Raw genomic sequence first — 17204 nt, forward strand, 5'->3', positions numbered from 1 at the left:
GGGACTCCAGCAACCGGACACGTAACGTGCGCCACCTTCTTCAGGGGTATTCTGTATGGGTGTTCGGACGCAAAAAGGAAGAGCCCAGCGCTCAATCAGTAGTAGATCAGGCCTACGCCACCGCACCGGAGTCCGGTGCGGGAAAAGGCGCCCCAACGCCTAAGCGGAAGGACCAGGAAGCGGCCCGCAAGCGCCCCTTGGTTCCCAACGACCGTAAAGCCTCCAAGGCAGCGGAAAGGGTAGCCATTCAGGACCAGCGGCAGAAAATGCGGCAGGCTCTGGATACGGGTGACGAGAGGTTCCTCCCCCTTCGCGACAAAGGCCCACAGAAGCGGTACACGCGCGATTACGTCGACGCACGCTTCAGCTTGGGCGAGTACCTCATGTTCGGCGCCTTGCTGTTCGTGGTGATCTCCCTGATCATCCCTCCCACCAGCGCCGGCATCAGCTATGTCCTTATTGGATTCTGGATTATGTTCCTCGCGGTCTTCGTGGATGTCTTCATCCTGTCGCGAAAGCTCCGCAAGCGTCTTACCGAGAAGTTCGGCGAAGTGGAACGTGGCTCCATTTGGTACGGCTGCATGCGTGCCCTCCAGTTCCGCAAACTCCGTCTTCCCAAACCCCAGGTGAAGCGTGGTCAGTATCCCGCCTAGGCGGCACAAACCTTCGCAAGTAAAGAAGACCCCGGGCCAGCGGTCCGGGGTCTTCTTTGTGCGGCGACTTGCCTGAAACTTGCCTGCAAGGCAGGTATCAGTGGGCTGCCCGCCGACGAAGTTTCACGAGGCCCTTATTGATGCGCGAAGCCCAAAACGGGCCTTCGTAGAGGAAAGCTGTGTAGCCCTGCACCAGCGTTGCCCCCGCGTCCAAGCGGTCCTGAACATCCTGCGGGGTCTCCACGCCGCCTACCGCGATGAGTACGAGCTGATCCCCCACCGCGTCCTTGAGCCGGCGCAACACTTCCAGGGAGCGCTCCTTGAGGGGTGCTCCCGACAAGCCGCCCGCTCCGAGCGACTCCACCTTTGCGGCGTCCGAGACGAGTCCATCGCGGGAAATCGTGGTGTTGGTGGCAATGATCCCATCAAGCTTGAGGTCCAGCGCAAGCCGTGCGACGTCGTCGATATCGTCATCGGACAGATCGGGCGCAATCTTGACCAGCAGGGGAACATGCCGGCCGGCGGCTTCGTCGGCAGCGTCGCCAACGGCCCGCAGGAGCGGTCGCAACGTCTCCACGTTCTGCAGCAAGCGCAGCCCCGGAGTATTGGGAGAGCTCACGTTGACCACCAGGTAATCGGCTGCCGGTGCCAGGCTACGGGCACTGACCAAGTAGTCCTCGGTAGCGTCGTCCAGATCAACCAGTTTGGTCTTGCCGATGTTCACCCCAATAATCGGCCGGACGTTCGGGTGCAGCCGCTGCAAAGCAGCCCGTGCTGACTTGAGTCTCGGCGCGACTGCGGCGGCGCCGTCGTTGTTGAATCCCATGCGGTTGATCACCGCTTTGTCCTCAATCAAGCGGAACAGGCGGGGCTTTTCATTGCCTGGCTGCGCCTGGCCAGTGATGGTCCCCACTTCCACATGTCCGAAGCCAAGCTCTGACAAGGCTTCGATGCCGTGGCCCTCCTTGTCGAAGCCTGCCGCCAGGCCGAACGGCGACGGGAAGGTGAGCCCCAGCGCCTCCGTGCGGAGGGAAGCATCAGGAGCCGTGATCCTGGCGAGAATCCGGCCGGCACCGGTACGGTGGGCAGTCCGGATCCCTTGGAAGCCGATCTTGTGGGCCTTCTCGGCATCCATCCAGGAGAAGGCCAACTTGAAGAATGTGGGGTAAACACGCATGCTCCTAGTTTTCCCGCTTACTGACAACTCACCAAACCCGTGACCCACCCTGCCGCTAGCATGTAGGAATGCCTCTGGAAAATCGTGACGCAGATCATGGAATCCGAAGGGTCGCTGCCGACATCGTGATTATCGGCGCCGGGTTGTCCGGACTCGTCGCCGCAGCCACCGCCTACGCCGCCGGCAAGACGGTGGCTGTTTTGGACCAGGAACCTGAGGCCTCCGTCGGCGGCCAGGCGCACTGGTCCTTCGGGGGCCTCTTCATGGTCAATACGCCGGAACAACGGCGCTTGGGGGTGAAGGACAGCGCCGCGCTGGCCATGTCCGACTGGCTTGCCTCAGCCTCTTTTGATCGCTCCGAGGACCGTGCTGCCCGGGAGTGGGCCGAAGCCTATGTCCACTTCGCCTCGGGCGAGAAGCGGGCCTGGTTACGGAGTCTGGGCGTCGGCATCTTTCCGCTGGTGCAATGGGCCGAACGCGGCGGTTACGGGCCGCAGGGGCACGGAAACACTGTTCCCCGCTTCCACGTCACGTGGGGAACCGGGCCTGCGATTGTTGAACCGTTCCTCGCCAAGGTGTTGGAGGGCGTCGCTGCCGGCAAGGTCAGCCTGCACTTCAGGCACCGGGCCTTGTCTCTGACGACGACGGCGGGCAGGGTCACCGGCGTTTCCGGTGAGGTACTGGAACCCTCGACGGCGGTCAGAGGCCAAGCGTCCGGGCGCGTCGCCGTCGGGAGCTTTGAAGCAACGGCGGATGCCGTGGTGGTGACGACTGGCGGCATCGGTGGCAATCACGCCACGGTGCGCCAACAATGGCCCGGGAACTCTGCTCCCGATTACATGCTCAGCGGAGTGCCGGCCTCCGTTGACGGCGAATTCCTGTCCGCCGCCATCTCCGCTGGAGGTGCCGTGGTCAACGGCGACCGAATGTGGCACTACCCCGAAGGCATCCACAACTACGATCCGGTGTGGCCCAACCATGGAATCCGTATCCTGCCCGGACCTTCCTCCTTATGGCTGGACGCCGAAGGACGTCAGTTGCCGGCTCCGCTGTTCCCCGGCTTTGACTCGCTGGGAGCGCTTAGGCACATAGTCCGGACAGGACATGGATATTCATGGTTTGTCCTCAACCGCACCATCGCGCTTAAGGAGCTGGCCCTCTCCGGGTCCGAACAGAACCCGGATCTCACGGGTAAGGATGTCCGGCTGCTCGCATCACGGTTGCGTCCTACGAGCGACACGCCCATTCAACGTTTCTTGGACAAGGGCATTGACTTTCTCCAGGCTTCGTCCCCTTCAGAGCTCGCTTCGCGCATGAACCACCTCGCAGGAAGCTCCTTGATCAACGCCGCGGAGCTCGAGTCACTGATCCACGCGCGGGACGGCCAGGTGGCCAGCGGCTTGGGCAAGGACCCACAACTGTCCGCCATCAGGGCAGCGCGTCGATTTGCGACGGACAAGCTTATGCGGGTGGCTCCGCCCCACCGCCTGACGGACCCGACGCATGGTCCCCTGATTGCCATCCGGCTGTCCGTGCTGACGCGGAAAAGCCTGGGCGGTCTCATAACGGATTTACGCTCAAGGGTGTTGGACAAGGAAGGAAGGGCCATCCCGGGCCTCTATGCGGCTGGCGAGGCGGCGGGATTCGGTGGAGGGGGTATCCACGGGTACCGGGCGCTGGAAGGAACATTCCTGGGCGGTTGCCTCTTCACCGGAAGGGCAGCGGGCCGCGACGCCGCCGCCAGTGTCTAAGCTAAAGCCATGGAGTGGACGGCTGACATCCTGGGAACCGACTTCCAATCCTGCGGCCTTGACGCCACAGGGCCGGATGGCGTGATCCGGCATGCCACCTTGATCCGGCACAGAGTTCAGGCAGCCCATGCCAATGACAGCCAGTCACCGCCGCAGCGCTCCGGTGCCGTACTTTTCCTGCACGGCTGGAGTGACTACTTCTTCAATGTAGAGCTGGCCGGCTTCTGGGCAGACCAGGGATACGATTTTTACGCCTTGGACATGCACAATCACGGCCGGAGCCTTCAAGCCGATATGCCCGGCGGCTACGTGGCGAACCTGAATGACTATGATGCCGAAATTGAAAAGGCCATCGACATCATTCATCGGGATCGCGCTGGCTCCCCGGCGGGAAGCCTGACGCTGATGGGCCACTCAACCGGCGGGTTGGTGGCAGCACTGTGGGCCAGCCGCCACCCGGAAGCCGTCCAGTACCTGATTCTCGACAGTCCGTGGCTGGAGATGCACGGCAGTTCACTGGTGCGGCGCGCTGCGCAAGCCATGGTGTCACCCATCGCAAAGATCCGCCCGGAGACCGTCTTGAGGTTGCCGGAGCGTGGCTTTTACTTCCGGAGCATCAGCAGTACCGCCGAAGGGGAATGGGCCCTGGACGAGAACTTTAGGCCTCCGCTCGCTTTCCCTGTCCGGGCGGGCTGGCTGAGCGCTGTGTTCGCAGGTCATTCTCAGGTGGCCCGCGGCTTGAAACTGGAGATGCCGGTCCTTGTATTGACATCCAGCACCAGCGCCAATGGCATGGTGTGGCAGGAATCGATGCGCCGTTCGGATGCCGTGCTGGACGTCAGCGTCATCGCCTTGCGGGCAATGGCTCTGGGCCGGACAGTCACTTTGGAACGCATCGACGGCGCCCTCCACGACGTCTTTCTTTCGGCCCCCGCCGTACGAAAGGACGCCTATGCGCGCCTTGCCCGGTGGGTCAACGGATTCATGGACAACAACAGGCCCGAGCACCAGTCGGAAGGGGATACATGACCACCACGGACGAGTCGGTTTCACTGTGGCAGCCCGACGTCCTCGGCCACGGTTACGAGTGCATGGATCTGCCATTGAAAGCTGATGAAGAAGGGCCGGTCAAAGCGACTCTCGTCAGGCATGCACCGCCGGTGGTCCATCCGTCCCCGCATGGCGTCCTCGATTTCCTGACGTCTTTCACCAAGCGCAAACGCCGCCCCGCCCCGGCAGATCCCGGCGGAGCGCCGAGGGTGGTTCTCTACTTGCACGGTTGGGCGGATTACTTCCTGCAGACCGAGTTGGCCGAGTACCTGACGGCGTCGGGCTTTCACTTCTATGCCCTGGACCTGCGGAAATTCGGCCGCAGTCTGCTGCCGGGACAGACGCCCGGCTACACGTCCGATCTTGGTGTCTACGACGAAGACCTCGCCGCTGCCATTCGTGAGGTCGAACGGGACGTAGCCGCAAGGACCAGTAATGCCACACCGCCCACCATTCACATGCTCGCCCATTCCTTGGGCGGCCTGATCGCGGCTCTGTGGGCCGACCGCAATCCCGGCCGCGTGGGAACCTTGGTCCTGAATTCGCCGTGGTTGGAACTCCAGGGAAGCAGCCTGGTCCGCAGCATCGCCATGCACTTGGTGGAACCCTTTGCCCGGACCGACCCAAAGCGTCCCTTCAGGTTCCCGGAAATGCCCGCGTATTGGGAAAGCGTCAGCAACGAGGCCCATGGGGAATGGATTCTGGATCCGACGTGGCGTCCGCGTGCTTCGTTTCCCATCCGGGCCGGATGGACAAAGGCAGTTTTGGCTGGACATGCCGCGGTGGAACGCAAGCTCAACATCGACGCACCCGTGTTGGTTCTTCTGTCCGGGAGGACCAGGATTCAAGCCGAATGGACTGCGGACCTCATGCGTGCCGACGCCGTCATTGATGTCGAGGAAACGTCGCGGCGGGCGCTTGGCCTTGCCCGGCGGACTGCCGTGTTCCGCTATCCCGGCGCCCTGCACGACGTGTTTCTCTCACGGCGCACGGTCCGGCAACAGGCCTACCGTGACGTCGCCGTCTGGCTGGCAGCCTATCCGTACTGAGTTAACAGGTACGTGCTAATTGACTGCGGGTGCCGCGTCCACGGCCCCGCCGTAACGCCGGTCGCGTTTCGCATAAATCTCGACGGCGTCCCAAAGGGTCCGCCGGTCCACGTCCGGCCACAATGTGTCCATGAAGACGAACTCAGCGTACGCCGACTGCCACAGCAGGAAATTGGAGAGCCGCTGCTCCCCCGAACTGCGCAGAAACAGATCCACATCAGGAAGGTCTGGTTCGTCCAGGTACCTTTGAATGGTCTTCTCGGACACCGACCCTGGCTTCAACCTGCCAGCGGCGACGTCGTGCGCGATGGCGGAAACGGCGTCGGCAATTTCTGCCCGGCCACCGTAATTAACACACATGGTCAACGTGCAGGTGTCGTTGGCGCGGGTGTAGTCCTCTGCCTCCTCCAGCTCTTTGATCACCGATCCCCACAGGCGTGGCCTGCGGCCAGCCCAGCGGATACGGACACCCCACTCATCCAGCTGGTTGCGCTGGCGACGTAGTACATCCTTGTTAAATCCCATGAGGAATCGAACTTCTTCCGGTGACCGTCGCCAGTTCTCGGTGGAGAACGCATACACGCTGACGTACTTGATTCCGAGTTCGATCGCCCCCGCCATAACGTCCAAGAGCGCAGGCTCACCAGCCTTATGCCCCTCTATGCGCGGTAGGCCGCGCTGATTGGCCCACCGCCCGTTGCCGTCCATGACTATGGCCACGTGCTGAGGGATGAGCTCACTGGGAATATTGGGCGGCACAGCCCCGGAAGGGTGTCCGTAGGGCGCAACCACGGGGGCCGTTCTTGCCGCTGTTGACTTATTCTTCTTTCCAAGTACCACTGTCAGCTTCGCTCCACGTGTTTGAGTGATTTCAGGGCCCGTTCAAGGTGCCACTGGAGGTAACTGGCTACCAGGCCGGCAGCCTCCCGCCTGTGCCGCGGATCCGAAGCGTCGGCGACGCTCCAGTTACCAGTGAGCAAGGCACCGAGCAATACCACGGTCTCCGGAGCCGGAGCCGGCGAGCCCGGGGGCCTGCAGTCGCTGCACACCATCCCGCCTATGGGGGCGGCAAATGCCGTATGAGGACCGGGACGGCCACAACGGGCACATTCGGTAAAGCTGGGTGCCCAGCCACCTGTGGCCAAGGCCCGCAAAAGATAAGAATCAAGAATGAGTTCGGGCGGATGGTCCGAACGGCTGAGGGCCGCCAAGGCACCAACCAGAAGATTGTATTGTGCGGTCCCCGACTCGGTGTCGGCATCCGTAAGTTTCTCGGCAGTCTCCGTCATGGCTGCAGCCACAGTGAACCGCCCGTAGTCGGCTGCGATGCTGCTTCCGTACGCGCCCTTCGCCACGGCCTGGGTGACAATGTCCAAGGTACGGCCGGAGACCAGTTGCAGGTCAGCCACCATAAAAGGCTCAAGACGCGCCCCGAAGCGGCTGCTGGTCCGGCGAACACCCTTGGCAACTGCACGAACCTGCCCATGGTGCTTGGTCAGCAGAGTAATGATTCGATCCGCCTCGCCCAGCTTGTGGGTACGAAGCACCACGGCATCGTCCCGATAGGACCGTGCTGCAAACGACGGATTGGCCACAACTAATCTTCGCACTAAGCCTGGGCCCGGCAGTGACCGCCGGACCGTGTGGTGACGGTATTTCCCGTCACCACACGGCACGTGCTCAAGCCTGGGCGTCCCGGACGGCCCGGTTTACTGCCGAAATCAGGGCCTTGAGGGAGGACGTGGTGGTGCTGGGGTCGATTCCGACACCCCACAAAACGCGCTCTCCGACAGCACATTCAACGTATGCCGCCGCGCTGGCACTGCCACCTTCAGACAGGGCGTGCTCGCTGTAATCGAGCACCCGCACGTCAACGCCGTCGTGGTGGAGTATGTCCAGCAGGGCTGCAATGGGACCATTGCCGTGGCCGGTGCGGCGGACTTCGACGCCGTCGATCCGCAGGTTTGCGTTCATGGTCATGGCGCCGGATTCGTCGGTCTCAGTACTCACGCTGCCCAGACCATAACGACCCCACTGGGCCTGCTCTTCGTCGGAAGGCAGATACTCATCCTGGAAGATCTGCCACAGCTGGGCGCCACTGACCTCTCCGCCCACAGCATCGGTACGGCGCTGGATGACTCCGGAGAACTCAATCTGGGCGCGACGGGGAAGGTCCAGGTTGTGCTCGTTCTTCAGCAAGTAGGCCACGCCACCCTTGCCGGACTGCGAGTTGACCCGGATGACGGCCTCATAGCTGCGACCGAGGTCCTTGGGATCGATGGGCAGGTACGGTACCTGCCATGTGAAGTCGTCAACCGACTTCCCGGCAGCAGCAGCGTCCTTCTCCAGAGCCTCGAAGCCCTTCTTGATGGCGTCCTGGTGTGAACCGGAAAAAGCGGTAAAGACGAGGTCGCCGCCGTAGGGGGAACGCTCCGGAACCGGCAACTGGTTGCAGTACTCCACAGTGCGGCGGATCTCATCGATGTCAGAGAAATCGATCATCGGGTCCACACCCTGCACGAACATGTTCAGGCCGAGCGTTACCAAGTCCACATTGCCCGTGCGTTCGCCGTTGCCGAACAAGCAGCCTTCTATGCGATCGGCGCCTGCCAGGTAACCGAGCTCAGCAGCAGCTACGCCCGTGCCGCGGTCGTTATGCGGGTGGAGGGAGATGATGATGCCCTCGCGTGGGTGGAGGTTCCGGTGCATCCACTCGATGGAGTCTGCATAGACGTTGGGGGTTGCCATTTCCACTGTCGCCGGCAGGTTGATGATGACCTGTTTGTCGGCCGAAGCCTCAAAGACGTCAGCAATGGCGTTGCACACGCGGGCAGCGTACTCGAGCTCGGTTCCGGTGAATGACTCCGGCGAGTATTCATAGGTAATGTGCGTGTCCGTCAGTGTCTCTTCATACTTCTTGCACAAACGCGCACCCTGCAGTGCGATATCCAGAATGCCGTCTTCGTCCTGATTGAAGACAACGCGACGCTGCAATACAGACGTGGAGTTATACAGGTGCACAATGGCCTGCTTGGCGCCAACCAACGACTCATAGGTCCGTTCGATCAGATGCTCACGAGCCTGAGTCAACACCTGGATGCTGACGTCGTCCGGAATATGGCCGCCCTCGATGAGTTGGCGAACAAAGTCGAAGTCGGTTTGCGACGCTGAAGGGAACCCGACCTCGATTTCCTTGTAGCCCATCTTGACGAGCAACTGGAACATCTTCAGCTTGCGTGCCGGGCTCATGGGATCGATCAATGCCTGGTTGCCATCGCGCAGATCAACTGCGCACCAGCGCGGAGCTTTGGTGATGACTTTATCCGGCCAGGTGCGGTCCGGAACCTCGACGGTGATCTGGTCCTGGAACGGCAGGTAGCGGTGAATCGGCATACCGGAGGGCTTTTGTGCATTACGCATGACGTGTGGCCTTTTCTCTAAGAACTAAGTGAAAGCTTAGCCGGACACAACGGAACTCCGCGGCGAGGATGGCCCAGCTTCAGATAGCTTTCAGGCCTCGCCGCGGCAGCTAAGAAGAAGCATCGCCGTACGCACAAATTCACAGTAACACGGTGCGTATGATGACAGTGCAACACCTCATGCAACGTCCACTATGCAGACGCCGCGACGGTGGAAACGCCGACTGCAGTGTCCACTCAAGGAGCCACAGTGCCACAGTCGGGGATCTCTCTTTCCAATATCGATCACAGCGTCCGGCCCCAGGACGACCTTTATCAGCATGTCAACGGCGCTTGGCTCAACAGCACAACGATCCCCGACGACAGGCCGCTTGAAGGCACCTTCACGGCTTTGCGGGATGGCGCCGAGTTGGCCGTCAAGGCGATTATCGAAGAAGCAGCCGCCAAGGGTGAGTCAGCAACCGGCGTCGAACAGAAGGTTGGCGGACTGTACGCCAGTTTCATGGACGAAGATGCGGCTGAGGCAAAGGGCCTGGAACCCGTGCGAGGCCGCCTCGATCAGGTTCGGGCGGTGGGCTCGGCACAGGAACTGGCCGCCCTCATCGGCCGGTTGTTCCGGTCGGACGTCTCCGGCCTTTTCTCCATCTACCCCGCTCCGGACGCCGGCAATCCGGAACGTATCCTCCTGTATATCGGACAGGGTGGCCTAGGTTTGCCGGACGAGTCCTACTACCGCGAGGAAAAATTCGCAGCCATCGTGGCCGCCTACGGTGACTACATTGCAAAGTTGTTCAATCTCGCGGGTATCCCCGATGCGGAAGCTGCTTCACAGCGCATCGTCGCCCTTGAAACCGCCTTGGCATCCCACCACTGGGACAACGTCACTCTGCGGGATCCCCAAAAGACCTACAACCTCAAGACCGCAGAGGAAGCCGAAGCACTGTTCCCCCTGCTCAACACGTGGTTCCAGGCGGCAAGGGTAGAACAAGCCAAGCGGGATGAAATTGTGGTGAGTACTCCGGACTTCTTTGCAGGGGCTGCAGCCCTGCTGGAATCCGAGCCACTGGAAACGTGGAAGGAATGGCTGACACTCAGGGTTCTCAGCTCGGCCGCGCCATACCTGTCTTCCGTTTTTGTTTCCACGAACTTTGACTTCTACGGCACCACCCTCAGCGGTACCCCGCAGAACAAAGAGCGCTGGAAGCGCGGGGTGGCCGTCGTCGAGGCGGCCCTTGGCGAAGCAGTCGGCCAGATCTATGTTGATCGGCACTTCCCTGCCGGCCACAAAGCAAGGATGGAGACGCTGGTCTCCAACCTGATCGAAGCCTACCGGGAGAGTATTTCTTCCCTGGGATGGATGGGCGAGGACACCAAAAAAGAGGCGCTGAAGAAGCTGGACGCATTCCGTCCAAAGATAGGTTTTCCCGACAAGTGGATCGATTACTCTGCCGTCGAGATTGACCCGACAGACCTCCTCGGTAACGTGGAACGTGCCCATGACGCCGATGTGGACCGGCACTTGGATGAAATAGGGAAGCCCGTTGACCTGACAAAGTGGCTCATGACACCCCAGACTGTCAACGCCTACTACCATCCAATGCTCAATGAGATCGTCTTCCCCGCAGCTATCCTTCAGCCCCCCTTCTTCAACGCGGACGCGGATGACGCTGTCAACTATGGCGGCATCGGCGCGGTGATCGGTCACGAAATCGGCCACGGTTTCGACGACCAAGGGTCACAGTTCGACGGGAGCGGAGCGCTTCGCAATTGGTGGACGGAGGACGACCGTACAGCCTTTGAATCCCTGACGGCGAAATTGGTTGCCCAGTACGACGCTTTGTCCCCCTACGCGGCACCGGACCATAAGGTCAACGGCAAACTGACCCTGGGTGAGAACATCGGCGACCTCGGTGGCCTGACGATTGCCTACAAGGCCTATCTCCTGAGCCTGAACGGAGCCGAGCCCGAAGTCATCGACGGATTCACAGGATTCCAGCGGTTCTTCATGTCGTGGGCTGCCGGTTGGCGCCAAGTGATCCGCACCGAGGAAGCGATCCGGAGACTGGCCACCGATCCCCACTCCCCCAACGAATTCCGTACCAACGCCATAGCCCGCAACCTCGACGCCTTCCATGCAGCGTTCGCAGTGACTAAGGCCGATGGCATGTGGATGGAGCCAGGGGAACGCGTCAGCATCTGGTAAACCCGCACAACGCAACGGCCGGCCAGTTCGATAACTGGCCGGCCGTTGCTGTGTGCGGCTAAAGCAGGGAACTTACTGCTGATCGATGTACAGGGGATTCACCTGTTGGCAAACAGCATCGTTGGCCGTTTGATTGACCACATCGGACGGAACAGAGGCTGCACCGTACGCCGTTCCGCTGCTGAAGTCTGTACCCACGTAGAGCTGCACGCCCGCTACGCCCGGAGCTTCCTGGACCTGCGCGGCCGGGATGCCGAAAAGTGTAGCGACGTCGGCAGCCACGTCCGCGAAGCCCGGTCCATAGTAAAGCACCGTCTGATCCACGGGATTAGCCAAGTAGGAGACCGTCTGGGCGAAACCGTTCCCTGTGAGTACGGTCATGAGCTCCTGAGCCCTGGTAGCAACGCCACTGCCGTTGGCAACGGCCACCGGCTGAATCGCTTTGTCGTACGCAGGTGCGGGAGGCGTGGTAGCCGTTGGCTGTGGGGCCGGGCTTTCGCTCGGTGCAGGAGGAGCCGTCGCACCCGGCGTTGTGAGGTCGAGGTCAGCACGAAGCGCAGCGAAAAGCTGCGATGCCTGGGGCTCGATGAGTTCCAACCTGTTAATGTCAGCCGCGGCGGCCTGAGTGGGCACCGCTACGAACGCCACCTTGGAAACATCGATGTCCTTGAGCCGCCCGCCAATGGTCAGCAGCGAAGGAACAGACGCCAGGCCCTCGTCCACAGTCAGGTTCTGCGTGACCACATCCGCGATCTGCAACAGCCTTTGCGGGTTACCCAGTGTTCCCTCATCCTTGAGCTTCCTGGTGAGGGATGAGAGGAACGCTTGCTGCCCCTTGATGCGGCCAAGGTCGCCTCCGTCACCGAAAGCATGCCTGGTCCGGAGGAACGCCAAAGCTTGTTCGCCTTCAACCAAGGAATCACCCTTGGCGAGGCGGAGCCGGGAATCCGGGTCAAACACCGGGTCACTGACGCAAACATTGACACCGCCCACAGCATGTGAGAGTTCCTTGACCGCGTTGAAGTCAGCCATCATGAAGTGGTCGATTTCCAAACCGGTCAACTGGTTCACGGTATCCACCGCGCAACCAATACCGGCCTCTGCCATGGCTTCATTGATCATCACGCCGCTGCGGGCAGGGAAGGTCTGGTTATTGGTACGGTCGGTGCATTGGGGCACGTCAACAAGAAGGTCGCGCGGGAAACTCAAGACATTGACGCGTTTATTGTCCGCGGAGATGTCCAGCAGCATCATGACATCGGAGTGGCCATAGCCGGTGGAGTCCTCAGTGCTACCGTATTCGGCGTTCTTGCCGTCACGGGTATCGGAGCCAAGGATCAGGATCTGCAGGCGATCCGTCTTATCGTCCACCAGCGGGTCACCGGCGTTGCGGGTTTCCCCGGCACTCAAGGGCGCCTTGGTGATATTGGTCTGCAGGCGGATAAACCAGAAAGCCGCAAAGGCAACGCCTGCCACCAGCGCAACGGAGACCACGCCGGTAACAATTTTCAACCAAAGCGGCAGGCCTTTGGGCGCGTTCATATGGCGAGGGGTACCGTCGGCATCCTCTCCATGGCGCGCCCCGGTGGGGCCAGCGGTGCCGGTGCCCTGCGGGCGGGCGTCACGACGTCGCACTATTCGGTTTACCTTTCATCAAACAGCTGGATCCCCGCAATCATAGTTGCCGTTTCTGGGAAGTTCCTTATCGGGCCCGTAGCCACGCCGGATCCAGTAACGCCAACTAGAACCCGAGTTTGACCAATTGCTTGGGATCGCGCTGCCAGTCTTTGGCTACTTTAACGTGGAGATCGAGGTAGATCCGGGTGCCGAGCAGCGTCTCGATACCCTTTCGGGCGTTGGTTCCCACCTCACGCAAACGGCTTCCGCCCTTGCCGATGATGATGGCCTTCTGGGAAGGCCGCTCAACATAAAGGTTCACGCGAACATCCAACAGCGGGTTGTCCTCGGTCCGGCCCTCACGGGGAACGATTTCCTCCACCACCACTGCGAGTGAGTGCGGAAGTTCATCGCGGACGCCCTCAAGTGCCGCTTCGCGAATCAGCTCTGCGATCATGACGGCCTCAGGCTCGTCCGTCAGCTCGCCGTCAGGATACAGCGGCGGTGAGGACGGCATGTGGCTGATCAGGACATCTGCAACAGTGGAGACCTGAAAACCATCGGCGGCAGAAACAGGCACGATGTCAGCCCAGCCCTGCTCACCAAGAACATCGCGGCCCAACGCGGCGACTGCAAGCAATTGCTCCGTCAACGCCTGACGATCCACAAGGTCGGTTTTGGTCACAAGTGCCACGATGGGCTTGCGTCCGACGGCGGCAAGCTGAGCGGCGATGTATTTGTCGCCGGGGCCGATTTTTTCGTTTGCCGGCAGGCAGAAACCGATGGCATCGACTTCCGCCAGGGTGTCTGCAACAAGTTCATTGAGACGCTTTCCCAGCAGGGTACGCGGGCGGTGAAGGCCCGGAGTGTCCACAAGGATCAATTGGGCGTCGTCGCGGTGGACAATACCGCGAATGGTGTGCCGTGTAGTTTGCGGTTTGGCCGAAGTGATGGCCACTTTCTGGCCAACCAACGCGTTGGTCAGCGTCGATTTCCCCGCATTGGGCCGGCCGACAAGCACCGAGAAGCCAGCGTGGAAGCCACCGAAATCGGCATCGGCATCGAATTTCTTATTTTGCTTGCTCACGTGGAACTCCCTGTTGCGTTGAGTCGGCGTCATCGAGAAGGTCTTCAAAGTCAGTGTCTTCCTTTGGCATGGCTGCCGCAATGATGTGGCTGACCCTGTTACGGCGACCCTCCAGCCTATCTGCCCGGAGCGATATTCCGTTCACTTCAACGGAGCTCCCAACAATGGGAACCTGGCCAAGGGCTTTTGCAAGAAGACCGCCGACCGTATCCACCTCGTCGTCGTCCAGATCGATGTCGAAGAGTTCGCCCAGGTCATCGATGCTCATGCGGGCGCTCACGCGGTACGTGCCATCGCCGAGATCAACCGCCTCCTCGGCGGCGGCGTCGTATTCATCCACAATCTCGCCAACGATCTCTTCAATGAGGTCCTCAAGGGTGACCAGCCCGGCGGTGCCGCCGTACTCGTCGATGACGATCGCCACATGCGTGGACTCTTTTTGAAGTTCCCTCAAGAGGTCGCTCACAGGCTTGGATTCCGGGACATAACGGACGTCGCGTGCGAGCGAGTCAACGTCGTGGGCTTGTAATCCGGGTTCGCTGCGATGCATGGCCGCAGCCACATCCTTGAGGTAAAGAATTCCACGGATCTGGTCCGTGTTCTCACCAATGACCGGGATCCTTGAGTAGCCGGACCGCAGGAAAAGGCCCATTGCCGTTTCGAGGTCCGAGCCCGTACCGATACTGACAATGTCCGTGCGGGGAACCATCACCGAACGCACCAAGGTGTCACCGAAATCGAAGACCGAATGAATGAGCTCAGCCTCGTTGTCTTCGATCATGTCCGATTCCGCGGCACGATCCACGAATTCTCGGAACTCCTCTTCGCTGACGAAAGCGTCATCCCCGCTCGGGGCACCTGGTGCAACTGCCTGCCCCAAGGCCACCAACCAGCCAGGGATGGGTCCCAAAATCCAGCACAGGAACCTGATCAGCGGTGCAGTGAAGCGAACGACGGGGCCGGAGTGCGCCCGGCCCAACTGCCTGGGTGAAACACCCACCAGCACGAAGCCGATGACCGCCATGATTCCCGTGGCTGCGAGCCCGGCGAGCCACACGTTGTCCAGCAGACTATGCAGGACAACCGCAACGGCAACTGCCGCCGCCATTTCGAACCACACGCGCCAAAAACGCAGGGCCCGCATGTGCGCGATCGGGTTCTTGAGAATTCCCCCCAGCGCCTTACCCTTGCTCCGCACTATTGATTGTTCGGCCTCATGCCGGGGCAGGAAGTTGAACGCAGCCTCGGCTGCGGTCAGCAGTGCAACGAAGCTGAGAAAAACCAGCGCCATGCCGACCAGGATGATCGAGGTCACTGCATGGTCTCCATGGGGGCATCCTTGCCCAGGAATTCAGACAGCAGTTCCCGCTGCAAACCGAACATCTCTTCCTTTTCCTCCGGCTCCGCATGGTCAAAACCAAGCAGGTGGAGGATGCCATGGGTTGTCAGGAGCAGCATTTCGTCCTGCGTGGGGTGCCCGGCGTTGCGCGCCTGTACCTCGGCCACCTGAGGGCAAATAGCGATGTCGCCCAGCATGCCTTGCGGCGTGGGCTTCTCCGGAGTGCCCGGCGTCAGTTCGTCCATGGGCACGGACAAAACATCCGTAGCCCCGGGCTCGTCCATCAGTTCGATGTGCAGCTTTTCCATTGCCGGTTCATCGACAAGGAGAATGGACAGCTCTGCTTGGGGGTGGATGTACAGACGCTCAAAGATGAAGCGTGACAACGTCACCAGCTGGGCTTCGTCCACCACCACACCGGACTCGTTGTTTACTTCAATGCTCATTTGCGTACTCCACGGTTGTACTGTGCACCAGGTTTGTCTTGTGCACCAGGTTTGTACTGGGCGTCGGTGCGGTGTGCGTCGTCCCATGTGCTGTAGGCGGAGACGATGTCAGCAACCAAGCGGTGCCGGACGACGTCAGCGGCCTCCAGAATGGAGAAGTTGACGTCATCGATTCCCTTCAGGATTTCCCTGACAATCCGCAACCCGGAGGTTGAACCGGAAGGCAGGTCTATCTGCGTGACATCGCCCGTGACCACCATTTTTGATCCGAAACCTAGGCGGGTCAGGAACATCTTCATCTGCTCCGGAGTGGTGTTTTGCGCTTCATCGAGAATGATGAATGCGTCGTTCAGCGTCCGTCCACGCATGTAGGCCAGGGGTGCGACCTCGATGGTCCCCGCAGCCATCAAGCGCGGGATGGACTCGGGATCCATCATGTCGTGCAATGCGTCATACAGCGGGCGAAGATACGGGTCGATCTTGTCGCTCAGCGTTCCGGGAAGGAAGCCCAGACGTTCCCCCGCTTCCACCGCAGGCCGGGTGAGGATGATCCGACTGACTTCCTTTGTCTGCAGCGCCTGGACTGCCTTGGCCATTGCCAGGTATGTCTTTCCGGTACCTGCGGGACCGATTCCGAAAATCACGGTGTTGTCGTCAATGGCGTCGACGTAGTTCTTCTGGTTCAGCGTCTTGGGCCGTATGGTCTTGCCCCTGCTGGACAGAATATTGTGCGTCAAGACATCAGCCGGGTTCTGTACGGACTGGACCCTCAACAAGGACACGAGCTGCTGAAGGATGTCCGGAGTGACCACGGTCCCCTTCGCCACGAGCCCACGGACTTCCTCCAAGAGACGCATGATGCGTGGAATGACGGTGGAAGGCCCCGTCATGGAGAGCTCATTGCCGCGGACATGGAAGTTGACGTCCTGGAACTGTTCCTCGATGTATCGCAAGGCTTCGTCGTGGCTGCCCAACGAGTGAACCATCTGGTCGGAGTTGTCGAACGTGACAACTTCCGTGCGCGTACCCGGTAGTGTGTGCGGGAACTCGGTGGGCGGCTGGTTGCCGTTTCCGGTCCTGAGCCGCCCGTTCAAAGATTCACTCATAGTGCTGGCCTCAAGGCCTTTTCTCCTCCGGTTGGTTCGTAATAACGCCATCGATTCGACATTCGTGGCCGCTTAAAGGCGCCAGCCCGGATGCCGGAATGTCTTCAATCCTACGCCAGCCCGGCCTGCGATGAACCTCAACCGACGGCAACATCCGGGCCGGGGCCGTCATGTCAGACATATTGTCTCAACTCGGCATCAAGCGGGTATCAATCATGTTTCAGTTGGCCCCGGTCCGCCCAATCCCGGCCGGCCGCCGTCGACGATGTGCCAAGCTGGCATAGCGGGTGGCAGCAGCACCCTGCGG

The 17204-nt window shown here is 60.8% G+C and carries 14 protein-coding genes; 5 read left to right on the plus strand and 9 right to left on the minus strand.

Annotated elements, in window-relative coordinates; genetic code table 11:
* Positions 1–59: 59 nt before the first annotated feature.
* Positions 60–653 (plus strand): DUF3043 domain-containing protein, encoded by a 594-nt coding sequence (locus ARUE_RS11875; protein WP_017197596.1) that lies wholly within the window; start codon positions 60–62, stop codon positions 651–653.
* A 97-nt stretch (positions 654–750) separates the two neighbouring features.
* On the opposite strand, the gene ARUE_RS11880 is transcribed toward ARUE_RS11875, so the two are convergent.
* A complete protein-coding gene (locus ARUE_RS11880) occupies positions 751–1830 on the minus strand; it encodes a quinone-dependent dihydroorotate dehydrogenase (RefSeq protein WP_014921949.1) in 1080 nt (359 codons plus the stop codon).
* Positions 1831–1898: 68 nt separating this feature from the next.
* Here ARUE_RS11880 and ARUE_RS11885 point away from each other — a divergent pair, with 68 nt between their 5' ends.
* Genes ARUE_RS11885 through ARUE_RS11895 form a run of 3 tightly spaced genes read left to right on the plus strand, consistent with a single transcriptional unit; the run spans position 1899 to position 5680 of the window.
* Positions 1899–3581, plus strand: coding sequence for an FAD-binding dehydrogenase (locus ARUE_RS11885; protein WP_014921950.1), 1683 nt, complete (start codon positions 1899–1901; stop codon positions 3579–3581).
* A gap of 9 nt (positions 3582–3590) precedes the next feature.
* Complete coding sequence (locus tag ARUE_RS11890) at positions 3591–4610, plus strand: alpha/beta hydrolase (RefSeq protein WP_014921951.1); 1020 nt, start codon at positions 3591–3593, stop codon at positions 4608–4610.
* Entirely contained in the window at positions 4607–5680 is a 1074-nt protein-coding gene (locus ARUE_RS11895; protein WP_011774907.1) for an alpha/beta hydrolase, read from the plus strand. Before ARUE_RS11890 ends, ARUE_RS11895 begins: the two co-directional genes overlap by 4 nt.
* Positions 5681–5695: 15 nt before the next feature.
* Here the strand turns inward: ARUE_RS11895 and ARUE_RS11900 are convergent, their stop codons facing one another.
* From ARUE_RS11900 to leuA, 3 genes are all read right to left on the minus strand, one after another.
* Positions 5696–6520: an isoprenyl transferase gene (locus ARUE_RS11900; RefSeq protein WP_014921952.1), complete on the minus strand. Its 825-nt coding sequence runs from the start codon at positions 6518–6520 to the stop codon at positions 5696–5698.
* A 2-nt stretch (positions 6521–6522) separates the two neighbouring features.
* On the minus strand, positions 6523–7275 hold the full coding sequence (recO, locus tag ARUE_RS11905; RefSeq protein WP_043470293.1) for a DNA repair protein RecO: 753 nt from the start codon (positions 7273–7275) through the stop codon (positions 6523–6525).
* Positions 7276–7360: 85 nt separating this feature from the next.
* Positions 7361–9100, minus strand: coding sequence for a 2-isopropylmalate synthase (leuA, locus tag ARUE_RS11910; RefSeq protein WP_011774910.1), 1740 nt, complete (start codon positions 9098–9100; stop codon positions 7361–7363).
* 249 nt (positions 9101–9349) lie between these two features.
* Here leuA and ARUE_RS11915 point away from each other — a divergent pair, with 249 nt between their 5' ends.
* A complete protein-coding gene (locus ARUE_RS11915) occupies positions 9350–11302 on the plus strand; it encodes a M13 family metallopeptidase (protein WP_043470296.1) in 1953 nt (650 codons plus the stop codon).
* A gap of 72 nt (positions 11303–11374) precedes the next feature.
* Here ARUE_RS11915 and ARUE_RS11920 read toward each other — a convergent pair whose 3' ends face one another.
* From ARUE_RS11920 to ARUE_RS11940, 5 genes are all read right to left on the minus strand, one after another.
* The gene (locus tag ARUE_RS11920) at positions 11375–12937 is read right to left on the minus strand and encodes an LCP family protein (RefSeq protein ID WP_011774912.1); all 1563 of its coding nucleotides are present in this window, start codon (positions 12935–12937) and stop codon (positions 11375–11377) included.
* A 106-nt stretch (positions 12938–13043) separates the two neighbouring features.
* Positions 13044–14006 (minus strand): GTPase Era, encoded by a 963-nt coding sequence (gene era, locus ARUE_RS11925; protein WP_017197589.1) that lies wholly within the window; start codon positions 14004–14006, stop codon positions 13044–13046.
* Positions 13990–15321, minus strand: coding sequence for a hemolysin family protein (locus ARUE_RS11930; protein ID WP_011774914.1), 1332 nt, complete (start codon positions 15319–15321; stop codon positions 13990–13992). The genes era and ARUE_RS11930 overlap by 17 nt, the downstream gene beginning before the upstream one ends.
* The gene (gene ybeY, locus ARUE_RS11935) at positions 15318–15791 is read right to left on the minus strand and encodes an rRNA maturation RNase YbeY (RefSeq protein ID WP_011774915.1); all 474 of its coding nucleotides are present in this window, start codon (positions 15789–15791) and stop codon (positions 15318–15320) included. Before ybeY ends, ARUE_RS11930 begins: the two co-directional genes overlap by 4 nt.
* On the minus strand, positions 15788–16897 hold the full coding sequence (locus ARUE_RS11940) for a PhoH family protein (protein ID WP_043470299.1): 1110 nt from the start codon (positions 16895–16897) through the stop codon (positions 15788–15790). The genes ybeY and ARUE_RS11940 overlap by 4 nt, the downstream gene beginning before the upstream one ends.
* Positions 16898–17204 lie beyond the last annotated feature (307 nt).

The organism is Arthrobacter sp. Rue61a (assembly GCF_000294695.2).
GTDB classification, from domain to species: domain Bacteria; phylum Actinomycetota; class Actinomycetes; order Actinomycetales; family Micrococcaceae; genus Arthrobacter; species Arthrobacter aurescens_A.